This window comes from Kitasatospora aureofaciens (assembly GCF_001188955.3).
In the GTDB taxonomy this organism is placed as follows: Bacteria; Actinomycetota; Actinomycetes; order Streptomycetales; family Streptomycetaceae; genus Kitasatospora; species Kitasatospora aureofaciens.
Genome location: NZ_JPRF03000032.1, coordinates 41,560 through 58,236 on the forward strand (window position 1 = coordinate 41,560; position 16,677 = coordinate 58,236).

Consider the following 16,677-nt stretch of genomic DNA (forward strand, 5'->3'; position numbering starts at 1 on the left):
GCGGGAGGCCCGGGGTGGCCGTGCCGGCGCCCCGGGCCTCGTGCGTTCTCAGGCGCCGCTGCCGAGCCCCGGCGGGACGGCCGTGTGCAGGGCGGAGACGAAGGCGGAGATGGCCGGGTGGGAGCCCGCCCCGGCCCGGAAGGCGGCGCGGGTGCGGCGGTACATCGGCAGGCGGGTGAGGACGACGCCGGGCGGGGGCTCGGCGGTGCCGAGGTGGGGGACCAGGGCGACGCCCTGACCGGCGGCGACCAGGGCGAGCACGGTGGTGAAGTCGTCGATCTGGTGCCGGATCCGGGGAGCGAAGCCCGCAGCCTCGCAGGCCCGGACGGCCATGGTGTGGCAGAGGGTGCCGGGCGGGGACAGGATCCACGGCGCCCCGCGCTGCTCGGCGACCGTCCCCGGCGCACGGGCGGCCAGGTACATCGGCTCGGTGAAGACCGGGCGGGTCACCGCGAGGCCCGGTTCCGGGTCGGCCGGGACGAGGTCGTACTCGTGGACCAGTGCCACGTCCAGTTCCCCCGCGCGCAGCGCCGCCCCGACGGCCGCCGGGTCCACCTCGGTGACCATCGGCTCCAGCCCAGGGTGCCAGGCGGCCAGGCCGCCGAGCACCACCGGGATGATCGCGCGGGCCGCCGAGGGGTAGGTGCCGATCCGCAGCGGTCCGGCCAACCCCCGCTTGGCGTGGGCGAGTTCCGCGCCCGCCTGCTCCAGCAGGGCGAGCACGGACTCGGCGTGGCGGACCAGGCCCCGTCCGGCCGGGGTGAGGGCGACCCGCCGCCCGGTCCGCTCGAGCAGCGGGACGCCGGCCTCCTTCTCCAGGACGGACAGCTGCTGGGACACCGCCGAAGGACTGAAGGACAGCGCCTCGGCGACGGCCGCGATGGTGCCGAGGTGGGCGAGTTCGCGCAGCAGGCGCAGGCGTCGGACGTCGAGCATCGGTTCAGCTTACGAGAAGCGTCGGAAATGTGAACTGGACCTGGGTGATCGGCGGGCCGCAGGATCATGGGCATGGAACTCAAGGGCATCCACATCCCGCTGATCACCCCCTTCGCCGCCGACGGCAGCGTCGCCCTCGACGCGCTGGAGAAGCTCGCGCACGAGGTCCTGGACGCCGGGGCGGCCGGCCTGGTCGCGCTCGGCACCACCGGCGAGCCCGCCGCGCTGACCGCCGAGGAGCGGGACGCGGTGGTGGACGTCGCCGCGGCCGTCTGCGCCGACCGCGGGGCGCAGCTGACGGTGGGCGCCTCCGGCGGAGACACCCGGGCCGTCGGCGAGGCGCTGGCCGCGCTCGGCGCGCGGGTGCCGCGGGCGGCGGCGCTGGTCACCACGCCGGCCTTCGTCCGGGCGGGGGAGGCCGGGACGGTCGCCCACTTCAGGGCGCTGGCCGCGAGCAGCCCGCTGCCGCTGGTCGTCTACCACATCCCGTACCGCACCGGGCAGCAGCTCTCCACCGCCGCGATGCGCGAACTGGCCGCGATCGACGGCGTGGTGGGCGTCAAGTACGCGACCGGCGGACTGGACCGGTCGGCCGTCGAACTGCTCGCCGACACCCCGGCCGGGTTCGCGCTGATGACCGGCGAGGACGCGTTCCTGGCGCCGATGCTGGCGCTCGGCGCGGCGGGCGGCATCCTGGCCTCCGCGCACCTGGCGACCCGCCGGTTCGTCGAGCTGTACGAGGCCTGGCAGGCCGGGGATGTCGAGCGGGCCCGGGCGCTCGGGCACCGGCTGACCGCGCTCGCGCTGTCCGCGTTCACGGCGCCCAACCCGACGGTGACCAAGGGCGTGCTGCACGCCCAGGGGCGGATCCCCACCCCGAACGTACGGCTGCCGCTGCTTCCGGCGGGGGAGACGGAGGTGGCAGCCGCGCTCGCCCTCGCAAGTGGTCTGGACCAGTAGCGGCGTCCGGAGTCCCTCTCACACCCTGGAACACCAGCTCGTACGGCGCCCGTGACAAGGCATGATGGGCAGTGTGCGGCTGTAGACAGCACCATTCAGAGGAGTAGTCGGAATGAAGATCGGCATTGTCGGGGCCACCGGCCAGGTCGGCGGCGTGGTCCGCGAGATCCTGGCCGAGCGCAACTTTCCGGTGGCGCAGCTGCGGCTGTTCGCCTCGGCCCGTTCGGCCGGGCGCACGCTGCCCTGGCAGGGCACCGAGATCACCGTCGAGGACGCGGCCACGGCCGACTACACCGGCCTGGACATCGTGATCTTCTCGGCCGGCGGTTCCACCTCCAAGGCCCTGGCCCCCAAGGTCGCCGCGGCCGGTGCCGTCGTCATCGACAACTCCTCCGCCTGGCGCCGCGACCCCGAGGTCCCGCTGGTCGTCTCCGAGGTCAACCCGGAGGCCGTCGCGGACCGCCCCAAGGGCATCATCGCCAACCCCAACTGCACCACCATGGCCGCCATGCCCGTGCTGCGCCCGCTGCACGAGGAGGCGGGGCTCGCCGCCCTGGTCGTCTCCACCTACCAGGCCGTCTCCGGCAGCGGCGTGGCCGGGGTGGCCGAGCTGCAGGACCAGGCCGCCAAGGTCGTGGACGGCGCCTCCGCGCTCGCTCACGACGGCTCCGCCGTCGAGTTCCCCGAGCCCAGGGTCTACCGGCGCCCGATCGCCTTCAACGTGGTGCCGCTGGCCGGCGCCATCGTCGAGGACGGCTCCAACGAGACCGACGAGGAGCAGAAGCTGCGCCACGAGAGCCGCAAGATCCTCGGGATCCCCGCGCTCAAGGTCGCCGGCACCTGCGTGCGCGTCCCGGTCTTCTCCGGCCACTCGCTGCAGATCAACGCCCGCTTCGAGCGCCCGATCAGTCCCGAGCGGGCCGTCGAGCTGCTCACCGGCGCCCCCGGCGTCGAGCTGTCCGACATCCCCACCCCGCTGCAGGCGGCCGGCCGGGACCCGAGCTACGTCGGCCGCATCCGGGCCGACGAGACCGTGGAGAACGGCCTGTCGCTGTTCGTCTCCAACGACAACCTGCGCAAGGGCGCCGCCCTCAACGCCGTCCAGCTGGCCGAGCTGGTGGCGAAGGAGCTCAAGGGCTGACGAGGGCCGACCCGGGACCCTGGTCCGCCACGCGTGACGTTTGGCGGGCCCCGTCGTTGAACGGGGCCCGCCTTCGTGTTTCTTTGCGACTCGTTGGGGCGGCTGTTGCGGGACCGGGACATCCCCCGAGGTTCGGCGCTCGAACCGTGGGGAAAAGGTGACCCAACGATCGGGCGGTCACGGGGGCCCCTCACCCCACACGTTCGGACGACGGGCGGACCGCCCACCCAGACCGACCTTCGAGGGCGAGCGAAAAGAGGTGCGCAGATGGACCGCTGTGTCGTCCTGGTGGATGCCGGATACCTGTTGGGCGCCGCTGCCAGTCTGCTCGCCGGTGACCCCTCCCGCTCCAAGGTCACCGTCAACCACACCGCGCTGATCAGCGCCCTGCGGGAACGCGCCGAGGCCGAGACCGGATTGCCCCTGCTGCGGATCTACTGGTTCGACGCGGCCCCCGACCGCCGCCCGATGCCCGAACACCGACGGCTGCGCGTGCTGCCCCGGGTCACCGTACGGCTGGGCGCCCTCACCCGGGCCGAGGGGCGCTGGGTGCAGAAGGGCGTGGACGCCGCGATGCACGCCGAACTCTCCGAACTCGCCCGCAACCGGGCCTGCGCCGACGTCGTGCTGATCACCGGCGACGGCGACCTGCTGCCCGGGATGATGACCGCCAAGGAACACGGCGTGGCCGTGCACCTGTGGGCGCTGCAGGCCGCCGATGGCGACTTCAACCAGTCCGAGGACCTGGTCGGCGAGGCCGACGAACGGCGGGTGCTGGACCGCGAGTGGATCGAGGCGTCCTTCTCGCTGCGCGACCACTCCACCGTGTTCCCCGCCCCCGGAACGGGCGGCGCCCGGCAGGAGATCGCCAAGATCCTCGCCGCCCCGCCCGCCTCCCTCCCCAGCGTGGTGCCCCCGGTCGTCCGGCCGGCCGCCGCGGCGGCGCCCGAGGAGCCCGCCGCCAACGGGCGGCCGCAGCCGGCCGCGGCGCTGCGGGTGGTGCCCACCCCGAAGGACCTCGCCGGGCGGGTCTCGGCCGTCACCCCGATCAACCTGGCGGCGGGCCTGCCGGTCAACGGCCAGGCCAACGGGCACGCGGCCGGGCACGCGGCGGTCGGACAGCCGGCCAACGGGCACGCCGCGGGCGGGCCGGTGCTGCGCTGGTCCTCCGACCGGGGCTGGGTCGACCGGCCCGCGCCCGAGCCCTCCGTCACCGCCGGCGACGGCCTGCCGACGCTGGCCCAGCTGACCACCGCCGAACAGCGCTGGGCCGACCGGGAGGAGGACATCACCACCATCGGCGGTGACGCCCACGAGGTCGGCCAGGTCTTCGCCCGGCGCTGGAGCGACCGGCTCGGCGACCCCGAACGGCTCACCGTGCTCTGGCCCGACTACCCCCGCATCCCGCACCGGGTCGACGGGGAGCTGCTGCGCTACGCGGCCCGCTTCGGTCTGCTCGCGCACAAGGACGACCAGATCGACGAACACGACCGCTACGCCATCCGGGCGGGCTTCTGGAAGGAACTCGCACTCCGGGTGCCGGGCGGGTCGATGGTGGTGGACGACTGACCACCGTCGGCGCCGCACCGCTCGGTCAGGGGGCCGGTGATCAGCCCCCGTTGTCCGGTTCGCCCGTGTGAGCGCGTAAAGTCTCCGGTCGTGAACGAGACGGCCGGGAGAGCACCCCACGACACCCCGCCGTGCGTCGCCGTACGCGAGCTGGTCAGGACCTACCGCAGCGGGCGCGGCGCCGCCGCCACCGTGATCCGGGCCAACGACGGGATCAGTCTGACCGTCCGGCAGGGCGAGATCTTCGGGCTGCTCGGGCCGAACGGCGCCGGGAAGTCCACCCTGGTCCGCCAGCTCACCGGCCTGCTGCGGCCGGACTCCGGCACGGTCGAACTGCTCGGGCACGACATCGTCCGCCACCCGGAGCGGGCCGCCCGGCTGCTCGGCTACCTCGGGCAGGAATCCACCGCCCTGGACGAGCTGACCGTCGCCCTGGCCGCCGAGACCACCGGGCGACTGCGCGGGCTCAGCCGGTCCGCGGCCCGGGCCGCCGCGGCGGACGTCCTCACCGAACTCGGGCTGGAGGCGATCGCCGCGCGGCCGCTCGCCAAGCTCTCCGGCGGACAGCGGCGGCTCGCCTGCTTCGCCGCCGCCCTGGTCGGGGACCGGCCGCTGCTCGTCCTGGACGAACCGACCACCGGCATGGACCCGGTGGCCCGGCGGGCCGTCTGGTCGGCCGTCGACCGGCGGCGGGCCGAGCACGGCACGACGGTACTGCTGGTCACCCACAACGTGATCGAGGCCGAGACCGTGCTCGACCGGGTCGCCGTGGTGGACGAGGGCCGGGTCATCGCCTGCGACACGCCCGGCGGCCTCAAGGCGCTGGTCGACGGCGACGTCCGGCTGGACCTGGTGTGGCGGGACGAGGCGCCGATCGGCGTGCCCGCCGTCGCCGAGCTGGCCGACCGGGCCGAGCGCACCGGGCGCCGCTGGACCGTCCGCACCACCCCGGAGCAGGCCCGCGAACTGGTCGCCGCCGTCACCACCGGCCCGGCCTTCGCCGCCCTCGACGACTTCACCCTCGCCACCCCGAGCCTTGAGGACGCCTACCTCAAGCTGGGCGGCCGCCACGGAGGACTGGCCAAGTGACGCTGCTCTCTGTGCCCCCGCAGGCCCGCCGGTCCGCCGTCTCCCCGGCGCCGCTCGCCCCCGCGGCGCGGCTGCTGCCCGCGCTCGCCGCCGTGTACCGGGCGCAGCTCGCCCGTGCCAAGGTGGCGCGCATCCCGCTGCTGTTCGTGGCGACCTTCCAGTCCGTCGGCATCCTGGTCATGATGCGGGGCGTCGTGGACGCCGGGCAGACCTCGGCCGCGCGGTCCGTGGTCGCCGGGTCCAGCGTGCTGGTGGTGGCCTTCGTCGCACTGAACCTGCTGGCGCAGTACTTCGGGAAGCTGCGGGCCACCGGGGGCCTCGACCACTACGCGACCCTGCCGGTGCCCGCCGCCTCGGTCGTGCTCGGCGCGGCCGCCGCGTACGCCTCCTTCACCCTGCCCGGGACGCTCGTCACGGCCGGCATCGGCGCGGTGATGTTCGGGCTGCCGCTCGGCCAGCTGTGGGTGCTGCTCGCCGTCGTACCGCTGGCCGGGGCCGCGCTGTCCGGGCTCGGCGCCGCCTGCGGGCTGCTGGCGCCGCGGCAGGAGATCGCGACCATGCTCGGGCAGCTCGGCATGTCGGCGGCCCTGCTGCTCGGCGTCCTGCCCGTCGACCACCTGCCGCAGCCGGTGGTGTGGCTGCGCGACCTGCTGCCCTCGACGTACGGCGTCGAGGCCTTCGCCCGGACCTTCGCGCCGCGCCCGGACTGGGGGATGGTGCTCGCCGACCTCGGGGTCTGCGCGGCGGTCGGCGTGGCGTCGCTGGCCCTGGCCACCTGGGCCTACCGGCGGGCCGTCGCCCGGTAGGGCGTGCCCGGGGGCCCGCCCGGCGGCCGCTCGGGTGGGTGGGCCGTTCGGACGGCCGTCGTGAAACGATGGGGCGCGTGACCGTACCGAACACACCTCCGGAACCCGCCCGCGCCGACGCGGCGGCCGAGCCGGGCGCCGCACCCGACCCGTTCGCACCGCCGCCGGTCTCCGACGGGGAACCGCCCGCCGGCCTGCCGGCCGCCCCGCCCGCCGCGCAGCACCCGCTGCCGGCCGAGCTGCGGATCGGCTCCGGGGTCGTGCTCGCCTGCCTGCTGCTCGGACTGGTGATGGCCGGGCTGTGGGCCTGGCTCGCGCCCAAGGTGCCGCTGGTCGTGGACGGGGACCGGATCCTCTACGTCGACCCCGAGGGCGAACAGCGGGCCGGCGCCGACGCCGTGTTCGTGCTGATCGGGCTGGGCGCGGGCATCCTCACGGCGCTCGGCGCCTTCCTGCTGACCCGCAAGCGCGGCGGCGGGATCTCGGTCGCGCTGGGGCTGGCGATCGGCGGACTGCTCGGCTCGATCGGCGCCTGGAAGCTCGGGCGGTGGCTCGGGCCCAGCGACAACCTGATCGCGGAGGCCCGGCGGGTCGGCAACGGCGGGCACTTCGACGCCGGCATCGACCTGGGGGCGCTGGGAGCGCTGCTGGTGTGGCCGATGGCGGCGATGGTGGTGCTGCTCGCGCTGTCGGCGGCGTTCGGGAAGCGGGAGGAGGACCCGCCGCCGTACTGGGGGGTGCCGGCGGGGACGTACGGGCCTCCTGCGGAGGGGGCTCCGGCTCCGGGTCTGGATCCCGCTACAGGTCCGGCTCCGGTGGACGTGCGGCCGGGGGCGGAGGAGCAGGGCAAGAGCTGAGTCGGGCGGTAGCGCGGTGGGGCGGAGGGTCGGCGGTCGGGTACAGGCCGCCGACCCTCCGCCCCTTGTGCTTCCCGGTGCTCTCCCGTGCCCCCGGCGCGTCAGCGGGCGATGGTGGCGGTGCGGGCCCGGGTGAGGGCGATCAGGTCGGCGGGGGTCAGCTCCACCTCCAGGCCGCGGCGGCCCGCCGAGACGTAGACGGTGGGGTGGGTGAGGGCGCTGGCGTCGATCACGGTCCGTAGCGGACGGCGCTGGCCCAGCGGGGAGATCCCGCCGAGGACGTAGCCGCTGCTGCGTTCGGCGGCGGCCGGGTCGGCCATGGCGGCCCGCTTGCCGCCGACCGCGGCCGCCAGGGCCTTGAGGTCGAGCTGCCCGGCGACCGGGACCACGCCGACGGTCAGGGTGCCGTCCACGTCGGCCACCAGGGTCTTGAAGACGCGCTCGGCGGCCACCCCGAGGGCCTCCGCTGCCTCGCCGCCGTAGGAGGCGGCGGCCGGGTCGTGCTCGTAGGCGTGGACGGTGAAGGGGACGGCGGCGGTCTCCAGGGCGACGGTGGCGGGGGTGCCCTGGCCGCCCTTCTTCGGCTTCTTGGCCATGCGGCGGTTCCTGGATCGGTCGGGCTTCGGGCTTCGGGCTTCGGTTCCGGGCTTCGGTCCCGGGCTTCAGTTGGGGCTGAACGACTGGCGGGTGAGGTCGACCGCGGGCAACGAGGGCAGCCAGCTGAGGACGGCGCTCTCGCGGCGCAGCAGGTCGAGTTCGGCACGCAGCCGCCGGGCGGTGTCCGGGCAGGCGAGCAGCTGCTGCTTGACCGGGGTCTCGAACACCGAGGCGGCGGCGACCAGGTAGGAGAGCACCTGGGGGTCGTCGGGGAGCTGCTGGCGGCCGTGGGTGGTGGCCTCGCGGGCGCCGGCCAGGCGCTTCTGGTAGACCCGGAAGGCCCGCTCGACCTCGGAGGCGAGGGCGCCGGAGCCCTCGCCGGGGCGTTCCTCGATCGGCTCGATCTCACCGGTCAGGTACGGCCCGCTGACGTCCACCGAGCGCAGCCGGAACCGGGTGGTGCCGGTGACCAGCAGCTCGTACCGGCCGTCGGGCTGGGGCTGGGCCGAGGAGACGTCGGCGACGCAGCCGACGTGGTAGATCGCCTCCAGCGGGTCCCCGGTGGCGGTGCCGAGGCCGTCGAGCGGTCCGGCCGGGCCGTCCTCGGGCCGGACCGGTGCGACCTCGCGGCCGTCCTTGATGGCGAGCACGCCGAACCGGCGCGGCTCGTCCTCGGGCTGTTCGAGCAGGTCGGCGACGAGACGGCGGTAGCGCTCCTCGAAGACGTTCAGGGGCAGCACGAGGCCCGGGTAGAGCACGGTGTTCAGCGGGAAGAGCGGCAGCCGTTCTGTCACGGCCGACAGCGTAGTTCTTCGGGGCCGCACCTTGTCGCCCGGTTGACGTGGTGGACGGCCTCAGCCGCGCTGGAGAGCGGTCCGGTCTCGCCGCTCGACGGTTGCACGGACCGTGTCCAAGGGGCTCCCTGGACACGGGCCCGGGTTCAGCGGGAGAGCGGCCGGTCTGAGGACTCCTCAGATCGGCCGCTCTCCCGCTGATCAGCGTTTTAGGGAATCCGATGTGTGGGTGGGCCCGTGTGCTTGGGCACGGGCCCACCCGAAGAAGATCTGTTCACCGTGAATGTGGGAATTCACTTGGCCCGCAACCGGTGTCCCTGAGAGACCACTCAGCAGATTCGTTTCGACCGAAGTTCTCATCAGCCGCGCTGGAGGAGGCGGGTGGCGCCGGCGACGACGGTGGAGGCGAGCAGCCAGCCGACCACGACCAGGCCGGCGGCGATCCACTGGCCGGCCCCGCCGGGGTTCCAGGCGCCCTGGTTGAGGTCGATGATCGGCAGCAGCTGGTTGAGGGTGTAGAGCACCGCGTTCCAGTGCGGCTTCTCGTCGGGCTTGAGCGGGTCCGGGCGGTGGGTGTCGAACCAGATGCTGCCGAGCGCCCAGGCCAGCAGGAGCCACAGGCCGGCGCGCCCGGGGCGGTAGCCGTAACCGACGGTGACGTCCTGGACCAGGCCCCAGATCCGGGCGGGCAGTGGAAGGGTCTCCCGGCGGCGGCGCTGCTTGGCGTAGAGCACCTCGCGGGCGTCGTCGTCGGCGCCGTCACGGCGAAGGGCGGCGGCGAGCTGCTCGTAGGACTCCGGCTGGAACTCCACCGCGGAGCCCTCCAGCCAGGCGATCCGCTGCTGGACGGTGAACTGTTCGACCGGGCGGAGGTTCTCGTAGACGAAGCCGGTCAGGCCCAGGTGTTTCCCGAGCGGCCAGGACTCCGGGTGGTCGACCAGGTTGCCGACCCGGGCGCGGGAGAGCGAGACGGTGCCGGTGGGCCGGAAGCCGCAGGTGAAGCGGAGCTCGGGGGTGTGGATGCGGCGCAGCGAGAGCTCGTCGTCACCCTCCAGGTGGAATTCTCCGGAGATCAGGCAGGCGGCGTCGAAGCGGGCGTCGGAGAGCCGTACCTGGCCGAAGGCGCGGAAGGGGGTGCTGGTGGAGCCGGGCTGGGGGTTCTCGCCGTAGCCGGAGCCGTAGTAGCTGCGGGAGCCGGCCCAGCCGTCGTCGGAGGAGCTGGTCAGGTAGAGCGTGTGGCCGACGACGATCCGGACGGCGTTGAGGCAGACCCGGTTCTGCGGGTCGGCGTGCAGCTGGGCGCCGCGGAGCGAGAAGCGGCCGCCTATTCGGGCGGTGCGGACGCTCAACTCGCCGTGCACCTCGACGCGTTCGGCCTCGAAGTCCTGGTGGACGGTCATCCCGTCGGCGGACACCGCGCGGCCGTAGCGGTCGGCGCCGATGTGGGCGAGGTTGAGCAGCAGATCGGTGCCGATCTTGGCGTCGGTGAGCCGGATGCCCTCGGGGATCCGGCAACGGGCCAGGTGGAGGTCGCCGGTGGTGGAGAGCCGGGAGGCCTCGAGCCGGGGGAACAGGCAGTCGACCATGCGCACGGTGGTGGCGGAGGCCTCCGAGAGGAGGATCTTGTGCTCGAAGCGGCAGCCGCGCAGTTCGACGTACCGCTCGATGTGGCCGCCGGCCAGGTTGAGCGAGCCGGTGATGTTCACCCCGCTCATCCGCAGCGAGGCGACACGCCCGGCGGTGGGCTGCGGGCCGGCCAGCAGCAGGTGGGCGAGCACCTCGGCGCCGACCGTCCGGCCGGGCCCCCAGGGGGCGTCCCCGAAGGGGTCGTCGATGTCGTCCTGGCCACAGCGACGGTCGAAGACCTCGCCCTCGCGGAAGGCCGCCCAGAGCGCCCGTTCCGTGTCGGTCCAGCTTTCTGGAGCGCTTTCCGCCATGTTTTCCCGTCCCCCCGGTCGTCTCGCCTTTCGTATCACGGACTGAAATGTGCGACCACCCGTTCCGGCCACTCCTTACACTGGGTGGCGTGATCTCTCGAATCGACCTCCGCGGCTCGCTCGACGACCCGCGTGACCTGCTGCCCCGTGCCGAGTTCGACGTGGCGGCCGCCCTGGAGAAGGTGCGGCCGATCGCCGAGGACGTACGCCATCGCGGGGTCGCGGCGCTGATCGAGATCACCGAGCGCTTCGACGGCGTCCGGCTGGAGTCCACCCGCGTCCCGGCCGAGCAGCTGACCGCCGCCCTGGAGACGCTGGACCCGCGGGTGCGGGCCGCGCTGGAGGAGTCGATCCGCCGGGCCCGGGCCGTGCACGCCGACCAGCGCCGCACCGGGCACACCACCCAGGTGGTGCCGGGCGGCACGGTCACCCAGCGCTGGGTGCCGGTCGAGCGGGTCGGCCTGTACGTGCCGGGCGGCCTGGCGGTCTACCCGTCCTCCGTGGTGATGAACGTGGTGCCGGCCCAGGAGGCGGGCGTCAAGGGCATCGCGGTCACCTCCCCGCCGCAGAAGGAGTTCGGCGGCCGGGTCCACCCGACGATCCTGGCGGCCTGCGCCCTGCTCGGCGTGGACGAGGTCTACTCCGTCGGCGGCGCCCAGGCGGTGGCGATGTTCGCCCTCGGCACCGAGGAGTGCGCGCCGGTCAACATGGTCACCGGCCCCGGCAACATCTACGTGGCCGCCGCCAAGCGGCTGTTCGCCGGCCGGATCGGCATCGACTCCGAGGCCGGCCCGACCGAGATCGCCGTCCTCGCCGACGACAGCGCGCTGCCCAGCGACGTCGCCGCCGACCTGATCAGCCAGGCCGAGCATGGCCCGACCTCCGGCTCGGTGCTGGTCACCGACTCCCCGGAGCTGGCCGACGCGGTCGAGGCCGAGCTGGCCGTGCAGGTCGCGCGGACCAAGCACACCGAGCGGGTCGCCGAGGCGCTGGGCGGCCGGCAGTCCGGCATCATCCTGGTCGACGACCTGACCCAGGGCCTCGCCGTGGTCAACGCGTACGCGGCCGAGCACCTGGAGATCCAGACCCGCGACCCGCACGCGGTGGCGGCCCGGGTCGTCAACGCCGGCGCGATCTTCATCGGCCGCTGGACCCCGGTCTCGCTGGGCGACTACGCGGCCGGCTCCAACCACGTGCTGCCGACCGGCGGCTGCGCCTGCCACTCCTCCGGGCTGTCGGTGCAGACCTTCCTGCGCGGCGTCCAGGTCGTCGAGTACGACCGGGACGCCCTGGCGGAGGTCGCCGCGCACGTGGTCACCCTGGCCGACGCCGAGGACCTCCCCGGACACGGGGACGCCATCAAGGCGCGCTTCGACTGGACGGTTCCCGGCTCGTGACCATTCGTACGACTCGCATCGACGACCTGCCCATCCGGGACGAGCTGCGCGGCCAGTCCCCGTACGGCGCGCCGCAGTTGGACGTCCCCGTCCAGCTGAACACCAACGAGAACCCGTACCCGCTGCCCGAGGAGCTGGTCGCCCGGATCGCCGAGCGCGTCGCCGAGGCCGCCCGCGGCCTCAACCGCTACCCCGACCGGGACGCGGTCGAGCTGCGCGAAGGCCTCGCCGCCTACCTGACCCGCACCACCGGCTTCCCGGTCGCGCGCGAGCAGGTGTGGGCCGCCAACGGCTCCAACGAAGTCCTCCAGCAGCTGCTGCAGACCTTCGGCGGCCCCGGCCGCAGCGCCCTCGGCTTCGAGCCCTCGTACTCGATGCACGCGCTGATCTCCCGGGGCACCGGCACCGCCTGGATCTCCGGCCCGCGCCACGACGACTTCACCATCGACGTCGACGCGGCGCTCGCCGCCATCGCCGAGCACCGGCCGAACGTGGTCTTCATCTGCTCGCCGAACAACCCGACCGGGACGGCGGTGTCCGCCGACACCGTGCTGCGGCTGTACGAGGCCGCGCAGGCCGCCCGGCCCAGCCTGGTGGTGGTGGACGAGGCGTACGTCGAGTTCTCGCACCGCGCCTCCCTGCTGCCGCTGGTCGAGGGCCGCCCCAACCTGGTCGTCAGCCGCACCATGTCCAAGGCCTTCGGCGCCGCCGGCCTGCGCCTGGGCTACCTGGCCGCCGACCCGGCCGTCGTCGACGCCGTCCAGCTGGTGCGCCTGCCGTACCACCTGTCGGCCGTCACCCAGGCCACCGCGCTGGCCTGCCTGGAGCACACCGACACCCTGCTCGGGTACGTCGGCCGACTCAAGCAGGAGCGCGACCGGCTGGTGGACGCGCTGCGCGCGATGGGCCTGGAGGTGACCGACTCGGACGCCAACTTCGTCCAGTTCGGCCGCTTCGCCGACACCCACGCCGTCTGGCAGGCCATCCTCGACCAGGGTGTCCTGGTCCGTGACAACGGCGTCCCCGGGTGGCTGCGCGTCACCGCCGGCACGCCCGCCGAGAACGACGCCTTCCTGGACGCCGTCCGAACCGCCCTCCCTCCCTCCTTGCCCGCCATCGGACAGGAGGGGCCCAGGCCCACCCCCACCCTTGATCGAGCTCGCTCCGCGCGCGCTGCCAGTCAGGAGCTGTAACCACCCCATGTCCCGCATCGGACGCGTCGAGCGCACCACCAAGGAGACCTCCGTCCTGGTCGAGATGGACCTCGACGGCACCGGCAAGACCGACATCTCCACCGGCGTCGGCTTCTACGACCACATGCTCGACCAGCTCGGCCGCCACGGTCTGTTCGACCTCACCGTCAAGACCGACGGCGACCTGCACATCGACACCCACCACACCATCGAGGACACCGCCCTCGCGCTCGGCGCCGCCTTCAAGCAGGCGCTCGGCGACAAGGTCGGCATCTACCGCTTCGGCAACTGCACGGTGCCGCTGGACGAGTCGCTCGCCCAGGTCACCGTCGACCTCTCCGGCCGGCCCTACCTGGTGCACACCGAGCCCGAGGGCATGGCGCCGATGATCGGCAGCTACGACACCACGATGACCCGGCACATCCTGGAGTCGTTCGTGGCCCAGGCCCAGGTCGCCCTGCACGTGCACGTCCCGTACGGGCGCAACGCCCACCACATCGTGGAGTGCCAGTTCAAGGCGCTGGCCCGGGCGCTGCGCTACGCCGCCGAGCGCGACCCGCGCGCGGCCGGAATCCTCCCCTCGACCAAGGGTGCGCTGTGAGCAAGTCCGCCACGATCCTCCTCTTCGTCGGCCTCTTCCTGGCCGGCGGAGTGATCTCCTTCTGGAAGCAGAAGCTGCCGAAGGGCGTCATCCTGGTGCTGGCCATCGGCGCAGTGATGTGCCTGGGCTCCGGCCTCATGCGCCTGTAGAACCGCCCGGCCCTGTAGAGAGACTGGACACCTGAACATGGGCAAGAACGTCGTCGTCCTCGACTACGGCTCCGGCAACCTCCGCTCCGCGCAGCGCGCCCTGGAACGGACCGGGGCGAACGTCACGGTCAGTTCCGACTACGACACCGCGATGGCTGCGGACGGCCTGCTCGTCCCCGGAGTGGGCGCCTTCGAGGCCTGCATGCGCGGGCTGAAGTCGGTCCGCGGGGACTGGATCATCGGCCGCCGACTGGCCGGGGGCCGCCCGGTCATGGGCATCTGCGTCGGCATGCAGATCCTCTTCGAGAAGGGCGTCGAGCACGGCGTCGAGACGCCCGGCTGCGACGAGTGGCCCGGCACCGTCGAGCCGCTGGACGCCCCGGTCGTCCCACACATGGGCTGGAACACGGTGGACGTGCCCGAGGGCAGCCGGATGTTCGCCGGCCTGGACCCGGAGACCCGCTTCTACTTCGTGCACTCCTACGGGGTGCGGCACTGGGAGCTGGAGACCCACAGCGCGCGGATCAACCCGCCGCTGGTCACCTGGGCCACCCACGGGCAGCCGTTCGTCGCCGCCGTCGAGAACGGCCCGCTGTGGGCCACCCAGTTCCACCCCGAGAAGTCCGGCGACGCCGGTGCCGCCCTGCTGACCAACTGGGTCAACACCCTCTGACCGTCTGAGAGTTGCAACTGATGAGCCTGAACAGCCGCCTGGAACTGCTGCCTGCCGTCGACGTCCGGGACGGCCAGGCCGTCCGCCTGGTCAAGGGCGCCTCCGGCACCGAGACCTCCTTCGGCGAGCCGCTCGCCGCCGCCCTCGCCTGGCAGAACGCCGGCGCCGAGTGGCTGCACCTGGTCGACCTGGACGCCGCCTTCGGCACCGGCAGCAACTACGAGCTGCTGCGCGAGGTCACCGGTCAGCTGGACATCAAGGTCGAGCTGTCCGGCGGCATCCGCGACGACGAGTCGCTCGCCCGCGCGCTCGCCACCGGCTGCACCCGGGTCAACCTCGGCACCGCCGCCCTGGAGGCCCCCGAGTGGGTCGCCAAGGCCATCGCCGAGCACGGCGACAAGATCGCCGTCGGCCTGGACGTGGTCGGCACCACCCTGCGCGGCCGCGGCTGGACCCGCGACGGCGGCCAGCTCTTCGACGTGCTGGAGCGGCTGAACCAGGAGGGCTGCGCCCGCTACGTCGTCACCGACGTCAACCGCGACGGCACCCTGACCGGCCCCAACCTGCAGCTGCTGCGCGACGTCTGCGGCGCCACCGACCGCCCGGTGGTCGCCTCCGGGGGCGTCTCCTCGCTGGACGACCTGCGCGCCATCGCCACTCTCGTCGGCGAGGGTGTCGAGGGCGCCATCGTGGGCAAGGCACTCTACGAGCAGAAGTTCACCCTCGAAGAGGCCCTGGAGGCGGTTTCCGGATGACCGATGGTCGGATCGTACGCGGCCGGATCACCGGGTTCTCCCCCTGGGAGGAGGAGTTCGGCTACTCCCGGGCGGTCGCCGCGGGCGACCACGTGCACGTGGCCGGCTCCACCGCCTGGGTGGACGGCCGGATCGAGCACGAGGGCGACCCGTACCGGCAGACCCTCGCCGCGTTCGGCGTGGGGCTCCGGGCCCTGGCCGCGTACGGTCTGACCGCGGACGACGTGGTCCGCACCCGGATGTACATCACCCACGCCCGCGACGCCGAGGAGGTGGGCCGCGCCCACCGCGAACTCTTCGTCGCCGCACGCCCGGTGACCACCATGGTGGTGGTCGACGGGCTGATCGACTCCCGGATGATGGTCGAGGTCGAGATCGACGCGTACCGCACCGGGCTGGCAAAGACCCTGGAAGCCCCGGAAGGCAATCAGCCGTGACCCTTGCAGTACGTGTCATCCCCTGCCTGGACGTCGACGCGGGGCGGGTGGTCAAGGGCGTCAACTTCCAGAACCTGCGCGACGCCGGCGACCCGGTCGAGATGGCCAAGCTCTACGACGCCGAGGGCGCCGACGAGCTGACCTTCCTCGACATCACCGCCTCCTCCGGCGACCGCGAGACCACCTACGACGTGGTGCGGCGCACCGCCGAGCAGGTGTTCATCCCGCTCACCGTCGGCGGCGGCATCCGGGCCGTCGAGGACGTGAACAAGCTGCTGCGGGCCGGCGCGGACAAGGTCGGCGTCAACACCGCGGCCATCGCCCGGCCCGAGCTGATCCGCGAGATTGCCCAGCGGTTCGGGCGGCAGGTGCTGGTGCTGTCGGTGGACGCCCGGCGCTGCCCCGAGGGCACCGAGACCGCCTCGGGCTACGAGGTCACCACCCACGGCGGGCGGCAGGGCACCGGCCTGGACGCCGTCGAATGGGCGGGCCGCGCCGCCGAGTTGGGGGCGGGCGAGATCCTGCTCAACTCGATGGACGCGGACGGCACCAAGGACGGCTACGACCTGGAGATGATCCGGGCCGTCCGCAAGGCCGTCTCGGTGCCGGTGATCGCCTCCGGAGGGGCGGGCAAGCTCGGTGACTTCGCGCCGGCCGTCGAGGCGGGTGCGGACGCGGTGCTGGCGGCCAGCGTCTTCCACTTCGGGGACCTGCGGATCGGCGAGGTCAAGGACGCGCTGCGGGAGGCCGGGCACCCGGTCCGGTGACCCGGTTCCTGATCCGGCG

18 protein-coding genes are annotated in these 16,677 nt (G+C 73.5%); 14 read left to right on the forward strand and 4 right to left on the reverse strand.

The genetic code is table 11. The features are described from left to right. Positions 1 to 48: 48 nt before the first annotated feature. On the reverse strand, positions 49 to 936 hold the full coding sequence (locus tag HS99_RS20670) for a LysR family transcriptional regulator (protein ID WP_030550059.1): 888 nt from the start codon (positions 934 to 936) through the stop codon (positions 49 to 51). 72 nt (positions 937 to 1,008) lie between these two features. Here HS99_RS20670 and HS99_RS20675 point away from each other — a divergent pair, with 72 nt between their 5' ends. The 6 genes from HS99_RS20675 (at position 1,009) to HS99_RS20700 (ending at position 7,358) form a co-directional block, all read left to right on the forward strand. Beyond that, positions 1,009 to 1,896 carry a dihydrodipicolinate synthase family protein gene (locus HS99_RS20675; protein ID WP_030550061.1) on the forward strand — a complete coding sequence of 296 codons (888 nt, stop codon included), beginning with the start codon at positions 1,009 to 1,011 and terminating at the stop codon, positions 1,894 to 1,896. A 112-nt stretch (positions 1,897 to 2,008) separates the two neighbouring features. Then, a complete protein-coding gene (locus tag HS99_RS20680) occupies positions 2,009 to 3,037 on the forward strand; it encodes an aspartate-semialdehyde dehydrogenase (protein WP_030280411.1) in 1,029 nt (342 codons plus the stop codon). A gap of 267 nt (positions 3,038 to 3,304) precedes the next feature. Then, complete coding sequence (locus tag HS99_RS20685; protein WP_030550063.1) at positions 3,305 to 4,606, forward strand: NYN domain-containing protein; 1,302 nt, start codon at positions 3,305 to 3,307, stop codon at positions 4,604 to 4,606. Between the two features lie 90 nt (positions 4,607 to 4,696). After that, entirely contained in the window at positions 4,697 to 5,695 is a 999-nt protein-coding gene (locus HS99_RS20690; protein ID WP_046386933.1) for an ABC transporter ATP-binding protein, read from the forward strand. Beyond that, on the forward strand, positions 5,692 to 6,501 hold the full coding sequence (locus HS99_RS20695) for an ABC transporter permease (protein ID WP_030280417.1): 810 nt from the start codon (positions 5,692 to 5,694) through the stop codon (positions 6,499 to 6,501). Before HS99_RS20690 ends, HS99_RS20695 begins: the two co-directional genes overlap by 4 nt. A gap of 77 nt (positions 6,502 to 6,578) precedes the next feature. Beyond that, positions 6,579 to 7,358 (forward strand): hypothetical protein, encoded by a 780-nt coding sequence (locus HS99_RS20700; protein WP_050366828.1) that lies wholly within the window; start codon positions 6,579 to 6,581, stop codon positions 7,356 to 7,358. 101 nt (positions 7,359 to 7,459) lie between these two features. On the opposite strand, the gene ybaK is transcribed toward HS99_RS20700, so the two are convergent. The 3 genes from ybaK to HS99_RS20715 form a co-directional block, all read right to left on the reverse strand. Next, positions 7,460 to 7,954: a Cys-tRNA(Pro) deacylase gene (gene ybaK / locus HS99_RS20705; RefSeq protein WP_030280422.1), complete on the reverse strand. Its 495-nt coding sequence runs from the start codon at positions 7,952 to 7,954 to the stop codon at positions 7,460 to 7,462. A 66-nt stretch (positions 7,955 to 8,020) separates the two neighbouring features. Further along, positions 8,021 to 8,749, reverse strand: a complete 729-nt coding sequence (locus HS99_RS20710; protein ID WP_030280424.1) for an LON peptidase substrate-binding domain-containing protein — start codon at positions 8,747 to 8,749, stop codon at positions 8,021 to 8,023. A 359-nt stretch (positions 8,750 to 9,108) separates the two neighbouring features. Beyond that, positions 9,109 to 10,686, reverse strand: coding sequence for a hypothetical protein (locus tag HS99_RS20715; protein ID WP_030280426.1), 1,578 nt, complete (start codon positions 10,684 to 10,686; stop codon positions 9,109 to 9,111). Positions 10,687 to 10,775: 89 nt separating this feature from the next. Between HS99_RS20715 and hisD the strand changes: the two genes are divergently transcribed. Genes hisD through hisF form a run of 8 tightly spaced genes read left to right on the forward strand, consistent with a single transcriptional unit; the run spans position 10,776 to position 16,658 of the window. After that, a complete protein-coding gene (gene hisD / locus HS99_RS20720) occupies positions 10,776 to 12,083 on the forward strand; it encodes a histidinol dehydrogenase (RefSeq protein WP_030280428.1) in 1,308 nt (435 codons plus the stop codon). After that, complete coding sequence (locus tag HS99_RS20725) at positions 12,080 to 13,276, forward strand: histidinol-phosphate transaminase (protein ID WP_078867136.1); 1,197 nt, start codon at positions 12,080 to 12,082, stop codon at positions 13,274 to 13,276. Before hisD ends, HS99_RS20725 begins: the two co-directional genes overlap by 4 nt. Positions 13,277 to 13,283: 7 nt before the next feature. Next, on the forward strand, positions 13,284 to 13,877 hold the full coding sequence (gene hisB / locus HS99_RS20730; RefSeq protein WP_030280433.1) for an imidazoleglycerol-phosphate dehydratase HisB: 594 nt from the start codon (positions 13,284 to 13,286) through the stop codon (positions 13,875 to 13,877). After that, positions 13,874 to 14,026 (forward strand): CG2302 family histidine operon protein, encoded by a 153-nt coding sequence (locus HS99_RS45085; RefSeq protein WP_030280435.1) that lies wholly within the window; start codon positions 13,874 to 13,876, stop codon positions 14,024 to 14,026. The genes hisB and HS99_RS45085 overlap by 4 nt, the downstream gene beginning before the upstream one ends. Positions 14,027 to 14,063: 37 nt before the next feature. Beyond that, positions 14,064 to 14,699 carry an imidazole glycerol phosphate synthase subunit HisH gene (gene hisH, locus HS99_RS20735; protein ID WP_030280437.1) on the forward strand — a complete coding sequence of 212 codons (636 nt, stop codon included), beginning with the start codon at positions 14,064 to 14,066 and terminating at the stop codon, positions 14,697 to 14,699. Positions 14,700 to 14,719: 20 nt separating this feature from the next. Further along, on the forward strand, positions 14,720 to 15,454 hold the full coding sequence (priA, locus tag HS99_RS20740) for a bifunctional 1-(5-phosphoribosyl)-5-((5-phosphoribosylamino)methylideneamino)imidazole-4-carboxamide isomerase/phosphoribosylanthranilate isomerase PriA (protein ID WP_030280439.1): 735 nt from the start codon (positions 14,720 to 14,722) through the stop codon (positions 15,452 to 15,454). After that, positions 15,451 to 15,891: a RidA family protein gene (locus tag HS99_RS20745; RefSeq protein ID WP_030280441.1), complete on the forward strand. Its 441-nt coding sequence runs from the start codon at positions 15,451 to 15,453 to the stop codon at positions 15,889 to 15,891. Before priA ends, HS99_RS20745 begins: the two co-directional genes overlap by 4 nt. Further along, positions 15,888 to 16,658 (forward strand): imidazole glycerol phosphate synthase subunit HisF, encoded by a 771-nt coding sequence (gene hisF / locus HS99_RS20750; RefSeq protein ID WP_030280443.1) that lies wholly within the window; start codon positions 15,888 to 15,890, stop codon positions 16,656 to 16,658. The genes HS99_RS20745 and hisF overlap by 4 nt, the downstream gene beginning before the upstream one ends. Positions 16,659 to 16,677 lie beyond the last annotated feature (19 nt).